Here is a 16,074-nt window from a genome sequence, read left to right on the forward strand (position 1 = left end):
CGACCCGACCGCGATACCGGTGGGTACGCGGTGTGAGAACGGAGAGAACGACCCCCGCTGGGGTCGGTTCTGGGAGTGGGTTCGTGTCCCCCGCCAGAGGGACGACTGGTACGACTGTGTCCGGCTCAGCGGATGACGTCGAGGCCGTTGTTCTGCTCGACCTCGTCGCGGCCGCCGTCGCCGCGCGTGCTCCCGAAGCTCTGGGCGCTCGAACTCGAGGAGCTCGATGCCGGGCTACCGAAGTCCGCCTCGCTGGCGTCGAAGCTACCTTCGTCGATAGCTTCCCGGGACCGGTCGGCCTGCTTCTGGGTGCTCGGACCGAGCACCTGGGCACTCTGGACGCCCGTCATGATGGCCATGACGCGCACCTTGCCCTTGTAGTTCTCCTGGATGCGCGCGCCCCAGATGACGTTCGCACTCGCCTCGAGGCGCTCGGTGATGTTGTTCGCGATGCCCTCGGCCTCCTTCAGCGTGAGGTCGGGGCCGCCCGTGATGTGGACGAGACCACCGGATGCACCACGGTAGTCCACGTCCAGCAGCGGGTGGTTCATCGCGTCGTTCACCACCTCGCGCGTCTTGTTCTTGTCCTGTGTCTCGCCGACCAGCATCACCGCGACGCCACCCTGGTTCATGATGGCGCACATGTCGGCGTAGTCGAGGTTGATGAGACTCGGCTGTGTGATGGTCTCGGAGATACCCTTGACCGTCTCGGCGATGATCTGGTCCATCACCGAGAACGCCTTGCCGATGGGCAGGTTGGGCACGTAGTCGAGCAGTCGGTTGTTGTCCAGCACGATGATGGAGTCGGCCTCCTCGCGGAGCTTCTCCAGGCCTTCCTCGGCCTTGACCGTGCGGGCACGCTCGACGTTGAACGGCGTCGACACCATGCCGACGACGATGGCGCCCTGTTCCTTGGCGATCTTCGAGACGACCGGCGCCGCGCCGGTCCCCGTCCCGCCGCCCATGCCCGCCGTGACGAACACGAGGTCGGCGTCGCCGAGGACCTCCTTGATCGTACCCTGTGCCATCTCGGTCGCGCGCTCGCCCATCGAGGGGTCGCCACCCGCGCCGAGCCCGTTGGTCAGGGACTTGCCGACGAGTATCTTCGTGTCGGCCTCGATCATCTTCAGGTGCTGCTTGTCGGTGTTGATGGCGACCGTGTCGGCCCCGTCGACACCGATGTTGTACAGCCGGTTGACGGTGTTGTTACCCGCGCCACCGCAGCCGACGATGACGATCCGGGGGTCCCCGAACTCGTCGCTGTCGAAGTCCTGCTTCTGTTGCTTCTCGCGTTCTTCGTGCTCGAGGGCGTCCTGAACGATATCCTGCATCGTTACACCCTGGCGTAGGTGCGCTTGTTATCGCTGGCACCGGAACGCTCGGTCTGTTGCTCGTTGAGCATCTCGCGGACGGCCGACCGAATGGCCTCACTTCGATTCGGGAACTCTCCCGTCTCGACCATCTGTTCTACCTCTTCGATCTGCTGTTTCGGAATTCGCAGTGTCACACGCTCCATGGTTGTATTCCCCTGGTAAGACCTCGCGCATGTGCGTCGTTCGCACGCGCATCGTCTTACACGGTGATTACGGGCACGGGAGCCCCGTAAACTCCCGATTCCGCCCTGTGTAAGACAACTGTCTTACGCGACTGTATGCACTGTGTCATACGTAATAAAGGTACCGCCGATAACAGGTCTCGATCTGTCCTACGTCGAGTCGAGCACGTCGGCAGCCGGGGTCCGACGCCCGCAGCTCGGGCAGAACGCCCAGTCCGAGCGCACCTCGTCGCCGCACTCGCAGAACGCCCGATGCGAGGCCTTCTCGCCGCAGTTCGGGCAGTACACGTGGTCCGAATCGACCGTCTCACCGCACTGCCCGCAGGTCGTCTCGTGGGTGTCTCCCGCGGTGTCCGACACACCTGCCACCGGCGACCCGGGAGAGGTGTCCGACACCTGGTCGGACGCCTCGGCGTCGACCTCTCCGGTCGCTTGCACGCCGTCGAGCGCGATGGTGAGGTTCAGGTCCTGGCCGCGACCGGCCATCGCCGCGTCGAGCCGCCGGTCGAGGATCTCGTCGACCCGCGCCTCGACCAGCTCGTCGATCCGGGCCGCCACGAGGTCGTCCAGACTGGCGTGGCTCTCGACGGTAGCCTGCCGGTCGCCCTCGTCGGGGGTGTCGTCGCCGACGTCCCCGTCGAGGTACGCCCGGAGCGCGTCGCGGACGAGCTGGCTCTTGGACTCGTCTCTGGCCTCGAGTCGCTCGACCAGGTCGTCGTCCGCACGCACGGTAATCTTACTCATACCTCTCGTTCGGCTAACGTATTATACGGCAGGTACTTGAATGTATCCCCAAGCGTCTGACGAACGTCTGACGCTGGTTTCAGCTCGTGTGACCTGCTACGATGTACCGGAGCCGGTCGAGATAATAACCCTTATGTCGCCGCCGGCGTCTATCTGAAAGTACGCCCGCCCTTAGCTCAGACTGGTAGAGCAGTCGACTGTAGATCGACTTGTCCCCCGTTCAAATCGGGGAGGGCGGACTGCTTTTCCGCGAACCGTCGAACGTAGTGAGACCGTGAGCGGAATGCACGTTCTGCCGAGCCGATTTGCGCTCGTGAGTCACGCGCAGCGAAGCGAGCATGTCTCACGGTGTTCAACATCGGGAAGGGCGGACTTCTTCTGAAGTCGAGCTGTAGTCGAGGCTGGTACGAGTACCGTACCGAGATAGTGGAGAGAGATTCGGAGAGACACTGGGGCAGTCAGTCGAATTCCTTGATCTCCCTCGTTTCCAGGTCGATGATCGCTTTACAGTCCTCGCACTGTACCTCGCCACCTCCCATCTTGGCGTGTCCCACGTCCTCGGTCACCATGTTGGTCCATTTCGACTCGGCCCAGTTGTTACCGCAGTTTGGGCACATACTTGGTAACCCCGCCATATGACATGATTGCACGTTTTATAGTAAAAATTTTGGCTATTTCTCGCTTCTCCTGTGTAGTTGATGTTATTGGAATGTTCGTTCTAGGGCAAATAACTAGTGGTGGTGGCAAATGAGTCTCGAATATCAACGCAAGCTTTGAATATCAAAATTAATATATTTGATGCTGAGCTGTCAGCGTGTGGCCCGGTGTGGCCGGTCGCGAACCCTCCACCCACGACCGCGATGTTCAAGTGAAGTTGCGCTAGTCCTACGGTAGTGGCAGTTTCGTTCGACCTCTTCGGGACGCTCGTGGACGTGGACCGGCCGGCAGACCCAGCGGCGGCGGTCGCAGCGGCCCTCCGGGACCGGGACGTCGCGGTCCCCGATGACTGGGGCGAGGCCTACCGGGAGGTCCACATCGACGCGCCCGCGGGCGCGGAAGTACCCCTGCCGGCGCACGTCTCGGCGGCCCTGCAGAGCCGGGGAGTCGACGCGCCGGGGAACGCGCCGCGGCGGGCGGTCGTCTCGGCGTTCGACCCCGCGGTCGAGACCAGAGAGGGCGCGGTCGAGGCCGTCGCGGCGGCCCGCGAGAGGGGGCCGGTCGCGATCTGCTCGAACTGTGCGGTGCCGGAGCTCGTCGGCCGGACGCTGGTCCGGTCCGACCTCGGGCGTGGGGACTTCGATACCATCGTCACGAGCGTCGCCTGTGGCTGGCGCAAGCCCGACGCGCACATCTTCGAGACGGTGGCGCGCCAGCTCGAGTGCGACGTGGCCGACCTCGTCCACGTCGGCGACGACCCGCGGACCGACGGGGGCATCGAGGACGCGGGCGGCCGGTTCGTCGACGTGGGCGAGGTACCCCTGTCGGCGCTCCCGGCCGAACTGGGGTGGTCGGGGTGACGGTCGCGGCGTCGGTCGCGGTGGGCGTCGGCTTCCTGCTCGACGTGCTGACCGGCGAACCGCCGACCCAGGCCCACCCGGTGGCGTGGTTCGGGAAACTGGTCGCGCCGGTCGACCGGGCGTGGTCACACCCCCGGCTGGTCGGCGTGCTGGCGGCGCTGGTGCTTCCGGCGGTCGCGGCCGCGGTCGTGGGCGGCCTCGTCCTCCTCGTCGACCGGTACGACACCTGGTACGGGGCCGGCGCGGCCGCGGTCGCGCTCTACCTGACGACGAGCCTGCGGATGCTGCTGAGCGAGGCGCTCGGGGTCATCCGGCTCTCGGAGGTGGACGAGGAGGGCGCTCGCGAGGCACTGCTGTCGCTGGCGGGCCGGGATGCCAGCGAACTCTCGGCGGGGGAACTCCGGAGCGCCGCGGTGGAATCGATCGCGGAGAATCTGGCAGACGGCTTCGTGGCGCCGCTGTTGGCGTTTACGCTGTTTACGACCGTCTCGCTCCCGGCTGCGGCCGCGGCGGCGGCGTGGGTGAAGGCGGTGAACACCCTGGATTCGATGCTGGGCTACCACTCGAAGCCGGTCGGGTGGGCGCCGGCGCGCCTCGACGACGTGGTGATGTGGCTCCCGGCGCGGCTCTCGGCGCTGCTCATCGCGCAGGCGGCCCGCCAGCCCCGGGCGGTGCTCCGGGCTCGCTACTGGCTCTCGGAGGTCCCGTCGCCGAACTCCGGCTGGCCCATGGGCGCCATCGCGGCGGTGCTGGACGTACGCCTGGAGAAGCCGGGCGTGTACGTCCTCAACGCGGGCGCCGACTTGCCCTCGCCCCAGAAGGCCCGCCGCGGGGTGCAGGTGGTCGGGTCGGCCGCGCTCGTCGGCGTGCTCTACGCGGGGGTGGTCGCGTGGTTCTGACCGTCGCCGCGGTGCGCGGCGCGCTCGGGTTCCTGACGCGCCTGCCCGCGGGCCACGACGAGGCCGCCTGGGACGCCTACACCCGGTACCCGGTCGCCATGGTGCCCGTGGGCTACCTCGTCGGCGTGCTCTGTGCGCTCCCGGTCGTCCTCGGGGGCCTGTTCTCCCTGCCCGCTCCGGTGGTCGGCTTCGGCTACCTGCTCGCGGTGTACGGCGCGACGGGCATCAACCACCTCGACGGGGTTGCCGACTGCGGGGACGCCGCGGTCGTCCACGGCTCCCCTGCGGACCGCCGCGAGGTCCTGAAGGACACGACGACCGGCGTCGGCGCGCTCGCCGCGGTCGGGCTGGTCATCGCTGGCCTCGCTCTCGGCGGGGTCGCCCTCGCCGGTCTCCCACTGGGGGCCGCGGTCGCCGTCGTCGTCGTCAGCGAGGTCGGCGCGAAGGCGGGGATGGTCCTGCTGGCCGGCGTCGGAAAGCCTGCCCACGAGGGTTTCGGGAGCGCCCTGACGGGCGAGTCGGGCCGCGGAACCGCACTCGCCGGCCTCGCCCTGGCGACCCCGGCCGTCCTCTTCGGACTCCCGGCGCCCGACTGGCCGGTAGTCGCCGGGGTCGCCATCGCCTCCATGGGGGCGGGCGTCCTCGTCGCCCTCGCGGCCCTCGGCTGGGCCGACGACCGCCTCGGCGGGGTCACCGGCGACGTCTTCGGTGCGACCAACGAACTCGCCCGCGTCGCGGGCATCCACGTGGGGGTGATCGCGTGGACGCTCTCGTGATGTGTGGCGGTCGCGGCACACGCCTCGATGCCGACATCGAGAAGCCGCTGTACCCCATCGCCGGCACGCCGATGGTCGACCGGGTGCTCTCGGCACTCGCCGGGAGCCGTGTCGAGACCGCGTACGCGGCCGTCTCCCCGCACGCGCCCGCGACGCGCGAACACCTTTCGAAAACCACGTTCGACGACCTCGCCCTCTCCCTCGTCGAGACACCAGGCGAGGGCTACGTCACCGACCTGCAGGCCGCCCTCGACACCGTCGAACCTCCCGTCCTCACGGTCGCGGCCGACCTGCCCCTGCTCGCCCCGGTCGTGGTCGACCGGGTACTCGACCGGTTCGCGGCAGGGGAACGGGACTCCCTGACCGTCGTCGTCCCGACGGACCTCAAGCGCGCCCTCGGCGCGAGCTGTGACACCGAATTCGACGGGCTCGCCCCGACGGGCGTGAACGTCGTCGCCGATGCCGATTCAGACACCATGTACACCAGTTACGACGCCAGACTCGCCGTGAACGTGAACCGCCAGTCAGACGCCGACCTCGCGGAGGCACTATGCGACTGATCCTGTTCGCGGGCTCGACCGAGACCGCCAGCATCGAGGGCATCAGCGCCGCGGGCGCGGACCCAGCCCTGATGCGCCACACGCCGAGCGCCGACGCCGAGATTCTGGCCTACGGCCAGCCGGTCCGCGCGCCGGTCGTCCCCGTCAGCCCGTCGGGCTGTCCGACGCCGGCCATCCTCACCCGGGCGGCCCGCGAGGTGCTCGGGTTCACGGTGACCGTGGTCGACGCGGGGCTCGCCGAGAAGACCGGCGCGCCGACCGTCTCCGTCGGGGCCCGGCCGGGTGCCGACATCCGCGAGGCCGACCCCGTCGCGACCGCACCGGGGGCCTTCGCCGCGGCGCGCGAGTTCGGCCGCGAACTCCCCGACGAGCACGTCGTGGTCGGCGAGACGGTCCCCGGCGGGACGACGACCGCGATGGGCGTGCTCCGGGCACTGGGCGAGGACGCGACCGTCTCCTCGTCGTTCCCGGAGAACCCCCTCGAACAGAAGCGCGAGGTCGTCCGCGAGGGACTGGCCGCCTCGGGGCTCGACCCCGGCGACTGTGCCGGCGACCCGCGCGAGGCGGTCCGACGGATGGGCGACCCCGTCCTCGCCGCCGTCGCTGGGTTCACCCTCGGCGCGCTGGAGTCGGGGGCCAGCGTCACCCTGGGTGGCGGCACCCAGTTGTTGACCGCGGGGGCGCTCGTCCGTCACGCCGGCTGCGAGGCGCCCCTCGAACTCGCCACGACCAGTTTCGTCGCCGACGACGTGGACGACCTGGCCGACGCGGCCGGCCGGCTCGACCTCGACCTGACGGTCACCGACCCCGGCTTCGGGTCCGCCGACCACGTCGCCATGGCCCGGTACGTCGCCGGCGAGGCGAAGGAGGGCGTCGGCCTCGGTGGGGCGCTCGCGCTGGCCGACCGGGCCGGCGCCCTCGCCGCGGTCCGTGAGGCCATCCCCCGGGTGTACGACGCCGTCGTCGGCGAGGAGGGCGACCATGCACCCTGACGCGGTCCGCGAGGCCGAGCGCGTCCCCCACGGCGGGAGCACCGACCGGGCCGTGCTCGACCTGAGTGCGAACACGAACCCCGAGTCGCCGCCGGGAACCGAGGCCGCCTACGAGGCCGCGCTCGCCGAGGCCGACCGCTACCCCGACGATTCCTACCGGGAGTTCCGGGCCGCCGCGGCCGGTTTCCTCGGCTGTCGCCCCGAGCAGGTCGTGCCCACGCCGGGTGGCCTCGCGGCCATCCGGCTCGCCATCCAGACGACGGTCCGACCCGGCGAGACGGTCGCGATTCCGTCCCCGAGTTTCGGCGAGTACGCCCGCGAGGTCGACCTGCAGGGGGGCGACCCCGTGCGCGTGCCACACGACGATATCGTGGCCACGGACCCTGCCGACCACGCCATGGTCGTCGTCTGCACCCCGAACAACCCGACAGGTGAGTGCCCGGCCCGGGAGGCCCTGCTCGCGCTCGCGGACCGGTGTGCCGACGCCGGCACCACCCTGCTCGCCGACGAGGCGTTCCTCGGCTACACCGGGCAGGACTCGCTGGCCGGCCACGAGGCCGTCGTCGCGGCGCGCTCGCTCACGAAACTGTTCGGCCTCCCCGGCCTCAGAGCCGGCTACGCCGTCGCCACCGGCGAGGACCGCGAGGCACTGGAGACGGCCCGGCGAGCCTGGAACCTCGGGACGCCCGCGGCCGCGGTCGGGGCGCACTGCCTCCGCCAGACCCAGTTCGTGGAATCCACCCGCGAAACGGTCGCGAGGGAGCGCGCCCGGCTGCGGGAGGCGCTGGAACCCGACTTCGACGTGTCCCCCTCGGACGCGCCCTTCGTCCTGGTCGACTGCGGCGACCGCGACGTGGACGCGCTGCTCGACCGGGCCCGGGAGGCCGGCGTGGTCCTCCGCGACGCCCGGACGTTCCGGGGCCTCGACTCGCACGTGCGAATCGCCGTGAAGGACAGCGAGGCGACCGACCGGGTGCTGGCCGCCCTCGGCGTCACGGGGTGAGCCGATGCTGTTCGAGCCGACCACCCGGGCCGACGTGTGCCGCCTCGCCCGCCCCGACACCGACTGGCTCTCGACGGGCTGGCGCGGCGGGCGCTCGCGGGCCGACGCGGCCTACTCGATCTCCGTCCCCGAGGGCTGGCACTGCGACGACCTCGCGTCGTACGTGACGACCCGCCTGTCTGACGCGGGGTTCGACCCGGCCGGGCTCCCGGACGCACCGGTCCTGCTCACCGGCGTCGACCTCCGGCACCTCCGGGGCGCGCGCTGTGGCCCGGTCGAAGCATACGTGACCGCGGGCGTCTCGAACCCGGCCGCCCTCCCGATGGACCCCGGTGGAGGGGAACTACCCACGGGCGAGCTCGTCGCCGGGACCGTCAACGTCGTCGTCGGCACGACCCGGGACCTCGCCCCCGGGGCGCTGGCGAACCTCGTGGCGATTGCCGCCGAGGCGAAGGCCGCGACCCTGCTGGACCGGGTCGGCGCCCCGGGGACGACCTCTGACGCGGTCGTGGCCGCCAGCGACCCCGACGGCGAACCGGCCGAGTTCTCGGGGAGTGCGACCCCGGTCGGGGCGGCCGCCCGGGCCTGCGTCCGCGAGGCGGTCTCGGCGTCGCTGGCCGCCCGGTACGACGAGGTCGACCCGCCCGCGGGTGTCGAAGACGCCACCTACGGCGTCTCGACCGACGTGCGCGCCGAGGTGTTCCGGCCGTGACGCGACCCCCGCCCGACGCGCAGACCGTCCTCGTCGCCGGGACCGCCAGCCACGTCGGGAAGTCGACCGTGGTCGCCGGCCTCTGCCGGTGGCTCGCGGACCGGGGTGTCGCGGTCGCGCCCTTCAAGGCACAGAACATGAGCAACAACGCCCACGTCGCGCCCACCCCCGACGGCGAGTGGGGCGAAATCGGCGTCTCCCAGTACGTCCAGGCGCGGGCGGCGCGGAGACAGCCGACGACCGACGTGAACCCGGTGCTGCTCAAACCGCGGGGCGAGGGCGAGTCCCAGCTCGTCATCGACGGGCAGGCGGTCGGCCACTTCGAAGCCGGGTCGTACTACGACGAGCACTGGGAGCGAGCCCGGGACGCAGCCGAGGCCGCACACCGGCGACTGGCCGACGAGTACGACGTGGTCGTCGCCGAGGGTGCGGGCAGCATCGCCGAGATAAACCTCCACGACCGCGACCTCGCCAACATCGAGACGGCCCGGTTCGCCGACGCCGACGTCGTGCTCGTCGCCGACATCGAGCGCGGCGGCGTCTTCGCCTCGCTGGTCGGGACGCTCGAACTGCTGCCCGAAGACGTCCGCGAGCGCGTCGTCGGCGTGGTCGTCAACAAGTTCCGCGGGGACGTGGACATCCTCCGGCCGGGTCTCGACGCCTTCGAGGAGCGGACCGGCGTCCCGGTCCTCGGCGTGCTCCCGTACGACGACCCGGGCCTCCCCGCGGAGGACAGCGTCTCGCTCCCGCCCGTCGGCGAGCGTCGGGTCGAGGGCGCGGACGACCACCCCGACCCGGTCCGCATCGGGGTCCCCCGGCTCCCGCGGCTCTCGAACGCGACCGACGTGGGGCCCCTCGCCCGCGAACACGGCGTCCGGGTGGTGTACCTCCCACTCGACGGGTCGCTCGCGGACGTGGACGCCGTGGTCGTCCCGGGCACGAAGAACACGGTCGACGACCTGCTCGCCCTCCGGGAGGCCGGTTTCGACGAGTCGCTCCGGGCCTTCGAGGGCCCAATCGTCGGCCTCTGCGGCGGTTACCAGCTGCTCGGCGAGCGCATCGAGAACGCGCAGGTCGAGGGGACCGGCGACGAGACCACGGTCCCCGGCGTCGGCCTGCTGCCCGTCGTGACCCGGTTCGACCACGAGAAACGGGTCCGCCCCGCCACCTACCATCTCGACGGCGTCGGCCCGCTGGCGGGCGCTTCGGGCCGGGTCTCGGGCTACGAGATCCACGCCGGCGAGACGGTCGCGGCGGGCGACGTGGCCACGCCCTTCACGCTCGACGGGACGGCCAGCGCGGCGCTCGGGGCGGCCGCGGGTCGCGTCTGTGGGACCTACCTCCACGGGCTGTTCGAGAACCGGCTCGCCCGCGCAGCGTTCCTCGATGGCCTCGGCGCGCCGACCCGCTCGCCCGCCGACGACCAGTCCCCGGACCCGGCCGACCGTGCCGCGACCCTCGTCGCCGAGGCGGTCGACCTCGGCCCCCTTATTCCGATAGCTGATTCCAGTGGTAACAGGTCACCTGACGGCCGAAAATTATAGGAGGCACTCAGTCCCTTCTTCGCCTGGTTACGGGCACCTGTGCCCTGACCAGTCGACGCCAGTCACACGCTGTCTCTTTCCCCCCTTTCAGTGGTGAAGATACAGAGACGATGGGTCGGGAGTCCCTGGGGTGGTTGGGCGTCGAACGCGTTGTCCGTTTCTGTACACCGATGGACCTGATTGGCTATCGATAGTTCCGGTACCGTGATGAAACAGTGGTTTACCGGGTGCGTAGCTAACCAGCTGTCGTGTGACGTACCTGTCGCATGGCTGATTCCAGCCCTCCAACCAGCAGTCGACGAACAGTGCTGAAATCGACCGCACTCCTCGGCGCGGGCGGTCTGGCGTTCGACGGCATCTCGCGCGTCGGCCGGGCGGACGACAGCGACACGCACGCAGCACCCGCGGGCTGGCCACAGTTCGGCCGCGACCCGATGAACACGACGGTCGGCGCGGCCGGCCCCGCGGGCTCGTTCCTCGACCGCGCGTGGCGGGTCGACGCGGAGACCGCCGACGGGTCCTCGCCCGATGGCTTCGCCAGCCAGCCGGTCGTGGTCGACGGGACGGCCTACGCCGTCACCGCGAACGGGTGGCTCGGTGCGTGGGACCTCGCCGACGGCGAGCCGGTCTGGACGACCGACCGGTACTCGCGGTCGTACGCCTCCCCCGCAGTCGTCGACGGGACGCTCTACCTCGTCACGACCAGCCGGACCGTGGCGGTCGACGCCGGGACCGGCGAGCAGCAGTGGGCCGTCGACCGCGGCGGGTTCGCCGCCCCGACGGTCGTCGGCGACACGCTGTTCGTCGCGGCCGCGCCCGGCGGGTTCGACGCGGGGTCGGACTACATCTCGCCGAGCGAACTCGCCGCGCTCTCGACCGCTGACGGGCGCGAGCGCTGGACCGTCGAGACCGACGGCCAGCTCGACACCACGCCGGCGGTCGCCGACGGCCTCGTGGTCGTCGCGGGCGAGGGCACGGTCCACGCCGTCGACGCCGAGACCGGCGAGGCGCAGTGGACCACCGAGCACGGTTCCGAGCGAGCCTCGAGCGTCTCGCTCGTCAACGGGGACGTCTACGGCCAGACCGACGCGGGCGTGTTCGCGCTCGACGTCGAGACCGGCGAGGAGACGTGGACCCGCGACCTCGGCGGGCTCCCGAACTGGCGCGTCGGCTCCGGCGCCTCGCCCCCGCCGTGGCAGTCCGACGGTCTGTTCACCGCGGCGGCCACCCGCGACACCGTCTTCGCGACCGTCCGGGTCCAGGACGACCCCGACGTCGCGCACCTGTTCGCGCTCGACGCCGAGACCGGCGAGACGCGCTGGAGCTTCGACGGGAGCCGGTGGGACGACGTCGCGGGCGCCGAGGCCTCGGTCCAGAACGCCCCGGCGGTCGCCGAGGACACCGTCTACGTGGTCGGCGAGAGCGACAGCGTCCGCACCGGCGACGACCCGGCCAACGCCCACCAGCCCATCACCCTCTACGCCCTCGACGCCGAGACCGGCGAGGTCACCCGCGAGTTCCACGCGGTCGGCGGGACCGCCCCGGACACCGGCAACGCCGACGTGGAGGCCCCGGTGACGGTCGTCGACGGGTACGCCCTGCTGTCGAGTCACGTCGGGAACGGGACCTCGGGCCGGTTCCTGTCCGCCTTCGACGGCGTCGACGAGCCGCCGGAGATCGGGCCCGAGGGCGTCTCCATCAGCTACACGGACGACCCTGACTCCTGCACCGCGACCGACTTCGCCGCCAGCCTCGACCAGCGCGACCTCGGGGTCGACCCGGATGTCTACCTGCGCTGGTCCGTCGACGGCGAGTACCTCGCGACGACGCGTGCGACCGTCATGGACAGCGGTCCGTCCATCCAGTTCGATGCGGGCAGTCACACCGTCAGCGTCACCGCTTACGACCAGTGGGGCCGCACCGTCTCCGACAGCGTCGCGGTCACCGTCTCCGCGGACTGCGGCGACGAGGAGGAGACCGACGTGGGTATCGAGGTCCGGACCACGGACCCGACCGCTGGCGAGAACGTCCGGGTGACGGCGACCGTCGATGGCGAGGCCGACGGCCTCGACTACGACTGGTCGGCCGAGTGCACCGACGACATCTGCGGCGACGGCAGGACCGTCGGCGTCCGCTGGGACGACGCCGGCGAGTACGGGGTTTCGGTCACCGTGACCGACGAGGCGGCCGACGAGGAGTACACGGCGAGCACGACGGTCGACGTGGACGAGTAGGGGCAGCGAGGCGCCACGTTCGTTCGTGGTTCCGGTACTGTTTTGCGGTCTGTACCGACCGTAATCCGGTCAAAACGTCACTTGAGCTTCGAACGTTCCCGATTACCTAGAGCATATCATTAGTGCCAGTCCGGGTGGGTGGGGCGTATGGGTGACTCTGGTCCCCGGACGAGCAGTCGACGCACAGTGCTGAAATCGGCGGCACTCCTCGGCGCAGGTGGGCTCGCGTTCGACGGGGTCTCCCGCGTCGGGCAGGCCGACGATTCCGCGGCCCTGCCCGATTCCGGCTGGCCGGTGTTCGGCAGCGACCTCGGGAACTCCGGCGTCGGCCCCGCCGGTATCTCGGCGACGTACATGGACCGCTCGTGGTTGAAGCGCGTCGACGGCGGCGGCTTCCTCGCCTCGCCCGTCGTCGCAAATGGCGTCGCGTACGCGACCCGGGGCGGCGGCTCGCTCCTGGCGATCGAGGTCGAGACCGGCGACGTGCTCTGGGAGAACGACCGCTACTCGCTGTGCTACGCCTCGCCGGCGGTCGCCGACGGGACCGTCTACCTGACCACGGTCGAGCAGACCGTCGCCCTCGACGCGGCGACCGGCGAGCCGAAGTGGAGCGCCGACATCGGCGGCCTCGGCTCCCCGACGGTCGTCGAGGACACCCTGTACGTGACCGGCGAACCCGGCGGCTGGGCGGGCGAGAACGACTACGCGGACAACTGGGGTCCCCAGACCGTCGCCGCGCTCTCCATCGCCGACGGGAGCGAGCAGTGGACCGCCACGGCCGACGGCATGGTCGACACCTCGCCCGCGGTCGCCGACGGTAGCCTCGTCGTCGGTGGCGAGGGGCTGGTCACGGCCTTCGACGCCGAGACCGGCGAGAAGCAGTGGACCGCCGACCGGCGCGGAGAGGGTGTAGAGCCCGAGGACGGGATCACCACGACGGTCTCGGTCGTCGACGGGACGGTGTACGGCCAGACCGCGGCCGGCGTGTTCGCACTCGACGCGGCGACGGGCGAGACGGTCTGGACCCGCGAAGACACGAGAGAGCCGGGGACTGCTGGCACGACCATCTCGGCCGGCCTCGGCTGGGATGGCGCCGGGCTGGAGCGCGTCGCCGTCACCGAGGACAGCGTCTTCGCGACGGTCGAGGACGCCGAGGACGACCGCTCGGCGAGCCTGTACGCGCTCGACCGCGAGACGGGAGAGACCAACTGGACCTTCAGCGGGAGCCGGCTCGGGGACCAGTACTCCTCGGTCAAGAACTGCCCGACGGTCGCCGACGGGCTGGTCTACGTCGTCGGCAAGAGTGGCTCCGGCGAGGACGCCATGCCGAACCCGGAGACCGTCTACGCGCTCGACGCCGCCGACGGGAGCATCGCGAAGGCCTACCACGGGCTCAACGGCGTCGGCGACGGAAGCGAAGGCAACGCCGAGGTCGAGGCCCCGGTGACGGTGGTCGACGGGACGGTCCTCGTCGCCAGCTACATCGCCAACGGCCTCGCGAGCTTCTTCCTCAGCTGCCTGGAGGGCACCGACGACCTCGAGCTTTCGGCGCCCGACGTGAGCGTCGTCAGCCCGGACGACACGTACACCACGTGTTCGAAGATCGAGTTCCAGGCGAAGCTGGCCGAGCGGGAGCTGTCCGAGCGAGATAAGACGCTCGTGCGCTGGTTCGTCGACGGCGACTACGCCGTGACGACGTTCGCGGAGTTCGACGCCGTCGGCAGTGGCAGTATCGCGGTGGGACTTGAGCCCGGTCAACACACCGTGAAGGCCATCGCATACGACTGGTGGGACCGCCGCGACACCGACTCGATGACCATCACCGTCTCCGCCGACTGCGAGGAGGACGAGACGGCCGGCGTCGGCATCGAGGTCGAGACCGAGGACCCGACCGTCGGCGAGACCGTCCGGTTCGAGGCGACCGTCGACGGCGACGACGCCGACCTCCAGTACGACTGGGAGTCCGCGTGTGCCGACCAGGTCGGGGCCGACGGCGAGGTCGTCCGCTTCGTGTGGAACGACCCCGGCGAGTACGCCGTCTCCCTGACCGCGACCGACACGGAGACCGACGACGAGTACACGGCGAGCACGACGGTCCAGGTCGACGAGTAAACTGTCGAACCCGCTGGCCGTCAACCCGTTTATTTCTTCGATGCCGATGCGAATACTTATGTCCGTTGTCGAAGCTACATCCAGCACATGGTCGAAGCCATCGCCGTCGCCAGCGGGAAGGGTGGGACCGGCAAGACGACGGCGACCCTCGCGCTGGGGATGGCCCTCGCCGCCGACCACGACGTGACCGTCGTGGACACCGACACCGGTCTCGCGAACCTGCTCTTTCACACTGGGCTGGAGGATGCCGACGTGACCCTGCACGACCTCCTGCTCGGCGACGCGGACGTGTCGGTCGCCGACGCGACCTACGACCGGTTCGGGATGCGGGTCGTCCCCTGTGGCACCTCGCTCGGCGACTTCCGGGAGGCCGACCCCACCCGGCTCCGGGACGTCGTCGCCGACCTCGCCGCCGACACCGACGTCCTCCTGCTCGACTCACCGGCGGCCATCGGCAGCGTCGGCGCGGTCCTCCCGGTGGTGCTCGCCGACCGGATGGTCGTCGTCCTCCAGCCCACCATCCCGGCGCTCTCTGACGGCCTGAAGGTCCAGGAGTACGCCAGGTCGTACGGGACCGGCGGCGCGGGCGTGCTGTTCAACCGGGTCCACGACGCCGACGCGGTCGCGACGATCACCGACCAGACCGAGCGCTACTTCGACGGCCCGGTCGTCGGGACCGTCCCCGACTCGGACGCGGTCCGGGCCGCCAGAGCTGCCGGCGAACCGCTGCTCGCACACGCCCCCGACTCCGCCGCCGCCGGGGCCTTCCGTGAGGCCGCCGCCGCCATCGAGGTGCGCGACGAGGAACCCGGGGCGGTCGCCGACCGCTTCCGCAGCGCCGTCATCCCGAAGCAACCGTGAGACTGCCGCGTGGCGACCTCGTCCGGTCGCGCGTCGTCGGGTCCCCGGCGACCGCGCTCGCGGCCGCCCTCGACGACCGGGTGACGGGCTACCTCGTCCTCGAACCGCAGGACGCCCTGCTGCTCGGCGACGACGGCAGCGGCGTGGTCACGCTCGATGCCGGCGTCCCGGTGCTGGCGTACCACGTCGGCACCGACCGCGGCGGCCCCGAGGCCATCGCGGACCTGACCGCGCCGGGCCCCTACAGCGTCGAGCTGTACGCGGTCCCGGCGGGGTCGCTCGACGTGGCACACGAGTCCGTCGACCTGCGGGTGCCGCCCCAGCTCCCGGCGGAGCGACTCGCGGCCGACCCCGCCCTCGCCGACCGGACCCGCGAGGCCGCGCCTGCCCACCGGCGCGAGGAGACGGTTCCGGACGACGAGGACCCGCTGGCGGCGTTCCTGGCCGACGAGGAGCGCATCGCCGCGATACAGGCGGAGGCCGAGCAGGAGGCCGCCCGGCGGGCCGAGGAGTGGGGACTGACGGACGCGCTCGAAGAATAGAACCGGCCGACCGACGCGGGTTC

Annotated in this window: 16 protein-coding genes and 1 tRNA gene; 13 read left to right on the forward strand and 4 right to left on the reverse strand. The window is 70.8% G+C overall.

Annotated features, from left to right (window positions below; genetic code table 11):
• Positions 1–125: 125 nt before the first annotated feature.
• The 3 genes from ftsZ to NOV86_RS14580 form a co-directional block, all read right to left on the reverse strand.
• A complete protein-coding gene (gene ftsZ, locus NOV86_RS14570; RefSeq protein WP_267642315.1) occupies positions 126–1,331 on the reverse strand; it encodes a cell division protein FtsZ in 1,206 nt (401 codons plus the stop codon).
• A 2-nt stretch (positions 1,332–1,333) separates the two neighbouring features.
• Positions 1,334–1,516 carry a transcriptional regulator CdrS gene (gene cdrS, locus NOV86_RS14575; RefSeq protein ID WP_267642316.1) on the reverse strand — a complete coding sequence of 61 codons (183 nt, stop codon included), beginning with the start codon at positions 1,514–1,516 and terminating at the stop codon, positions 1,334–1,336.
• Positions 1,517–1,705: 189 nt separating this feature from the next.
• Complete coding sequence (locus NOV86_RS14580) at positions 1,706–2,299, reverse strand: double zinc ribbon domain-containing protein (protein WP_267642317.1); 594 nt, start codon at positions 2,297–2,299, stop codon at positions 1,706–1,708.
• Positions 2,300–2,464: 165 nt separating this feature from the next.
• On the opposite strand from NOV86_RS14580, the gene NOV86_RS14585 reads away from it, so the two are divergent.
• Positions 2,465–2,538: transfer RNA gene (locus NOV86_RS14585), tRNA-Tyr, on the forward strand.
• Positions 2,539–2,757: 219 nt separating this feature from the next.
• Here the strand turns inward: NOV86_RS14585 and NOV86_RS14590 are convergent.
• Positions 2,758–2,934, reverse strand: a complete 177-nt coding sequence (locus tag NOV86_RS14590; protein ID WP_267642319.1) for a hypothetical protein — start codon at positions 2,932–2,934, stop codon at positions 2,758–2,760.
• A gap of 258 nt (positions 2,935–3,192) precedes the next feature.
• On the opposite strand from NOV86_RS14590, the gene NOV86_RS14595 reads away from it, so the two are divergent.
• From NOV86_RS14595 to NOV86_RS14650, 12 genes are all read left to right on the forward strand, one after another.
• Positions 3,193–3,816, forward strand: a complete 624-nt coding sequence (locus NOV86_RS14595; RefSeq protein ID WP_267642320.1) for an HAD family hydrolase — start codon at positions 3,193–3,195, stop codon at positions 3,814–3,816.
• A complete protein-coding gene (gene cbiB, locus NOV86_RS14600; RefSeq protein WP_267642321.1) occupies positions 3,813–4,715 on the forward strand; it encodes an adenosylcobinamide-phosphate synthase CbiB in 903 nt (300 codons plus the stop codon). The genes NOV86_RS14595 and cbiB overlap by 4 nt, the downstream gene beginning before the upstream one ends.
• Positions 4,706–5,491, forward strand: coding sequence for an adenosylcobinamide-GDP ribazoletransferase (gene cobS, locus NOV86_RS14605; RefSeq protein WP_267642322.1), 786 nt, complete (start codon positions 4,706–4,708; stop codon positions 5,489–5,491). Before cbiB ends, cobS begins: the two co-directional genes overlap by 10 nt.
• Complete coding sequence (locus tag NOV86_RS14610) at positions 5,491–6,051, forward strand: NTP transferase domain-containing protein (RefSeq protein WP_267642323.1); 561 nt, start codon at positions 5,491–5,493, stop codon at positions 6,049–6,051. Before cobS ends, NOV86_RS14610 begins: the two co-directional genes overlap by 1 nt.
• A complete protein-coding gene (locus tag NOV86_RS14615) occupies positions 6,042–7,043 on the forward strand; it encodes a nicotinate-nucleotide--dimethylbenzimidazole phosphoribosyltransferase (protein ID WP_267642324.1) in 1,002 nt (333 codons plus the stop codon). The genes NOV86_RS14610 and NOV86_RS14615 overlap by 10 nt, the downstream gene beginning before the upstream one ends.
• Positions 7,033–8,046 carry a threonine-phosphate decarboxylase gene (locus NOV86_RS14620; protein ID WP_267642325.1) on the forward strand — a complete coding sequence of 338 codons (1,014 nt, stop codon included), beginning with the start codon at positions 7,033–7,035 and terminating at the stop codon, positions 8,044–8,046. Before NOV86_RS14615 ends, NOV86_RS14620 begins: the two co-directional genes overlap by 11 nt.
• 4 nt (positions 8,047–8,050) lie before the next feature.
• Complete coding sequence (locus tag NOV86_RS14625) at positions 8,051–8,758, forward strand: adenosylcobinamide amidohydrolase (RefSeq protein ID WP_267642327.1); 708 nt, start codon at positions 8,051–8,053, stop codon at positions 8,756–8,758.
• Complete coding sequence (locus NOV86_RS14630; protein WP_267642329.1) at positions 8,755–10,302, forward strand: cobyric acid synthase; 1,548 nt, start codon at positions 8,755–8,757, stop codon at positions 10,300–10,302. Before NOV86_RS14625 ends, NOV86_RS14630 begins: the two co-directional genes overlap by 4 nt.
• A 305-nt stretch (positions 10,303–10,607) precedes the next feature.
• On the forward strand, positions 10,608–12,536 hold the full coding sequence (locus tag NOV86_RS14635; protein WP_267642331.1) for an outer membrane protein assembly factor BamB family protein: 1,929 nt from the start codon (positions 10,608–10,610) through the stop codon (positions 12,534–12,536).
• 186 nt (positions 12,537–12,722) lie between these two features.
• Complete coding sequence (locus NOV86_RS14640; protein ID WP_267642332.1) at positions 12,723–14,648, forward strand: outer membrane protein assembly factor BamB family protein; 1,926 nt, start codon at positions 12,723–12,725, stop codon at positions 14,646–14,648.
• An 87-nt stretch (positions 14,649–14,735) separates the two neighbouring features.
• On the forward strand, positions 14,736–15,509 hold the full coding sequence (locus NOV86_RS14645; RefSeq protein ID WP_267642333.1) for a nucleotide-binding protein: 774 nt from the start codon (positions 14,736–14,738) through the stop codon (positions 15,507–15,509).
• Entirely contained in the window at positions 15,506–16,051 is a 546-nt protein-coding gene (locus NOV86_RS14650; RefSeq protein WP_267642334.1) for a DUF8054 family protein, read from the forward strand. Before NOV86_RS14645 ends, NOV86_RS14650 begins: the two co-directional genes overlap by 4 nt.
• The last annotated feature ends 23 nt before the right edge of the window (positions 16,052–16,074 follow it).

It is taken from the genome of Haloarchaeobius amylolyticus, from assembly GCF_026616195.1.
Lineage (GTDB): Archaea > Halobacteriota > Halobacteria > Halobacteriales > Natrialbaceae > Haloarchaeobius > Haloarchaeobius amylolyticus.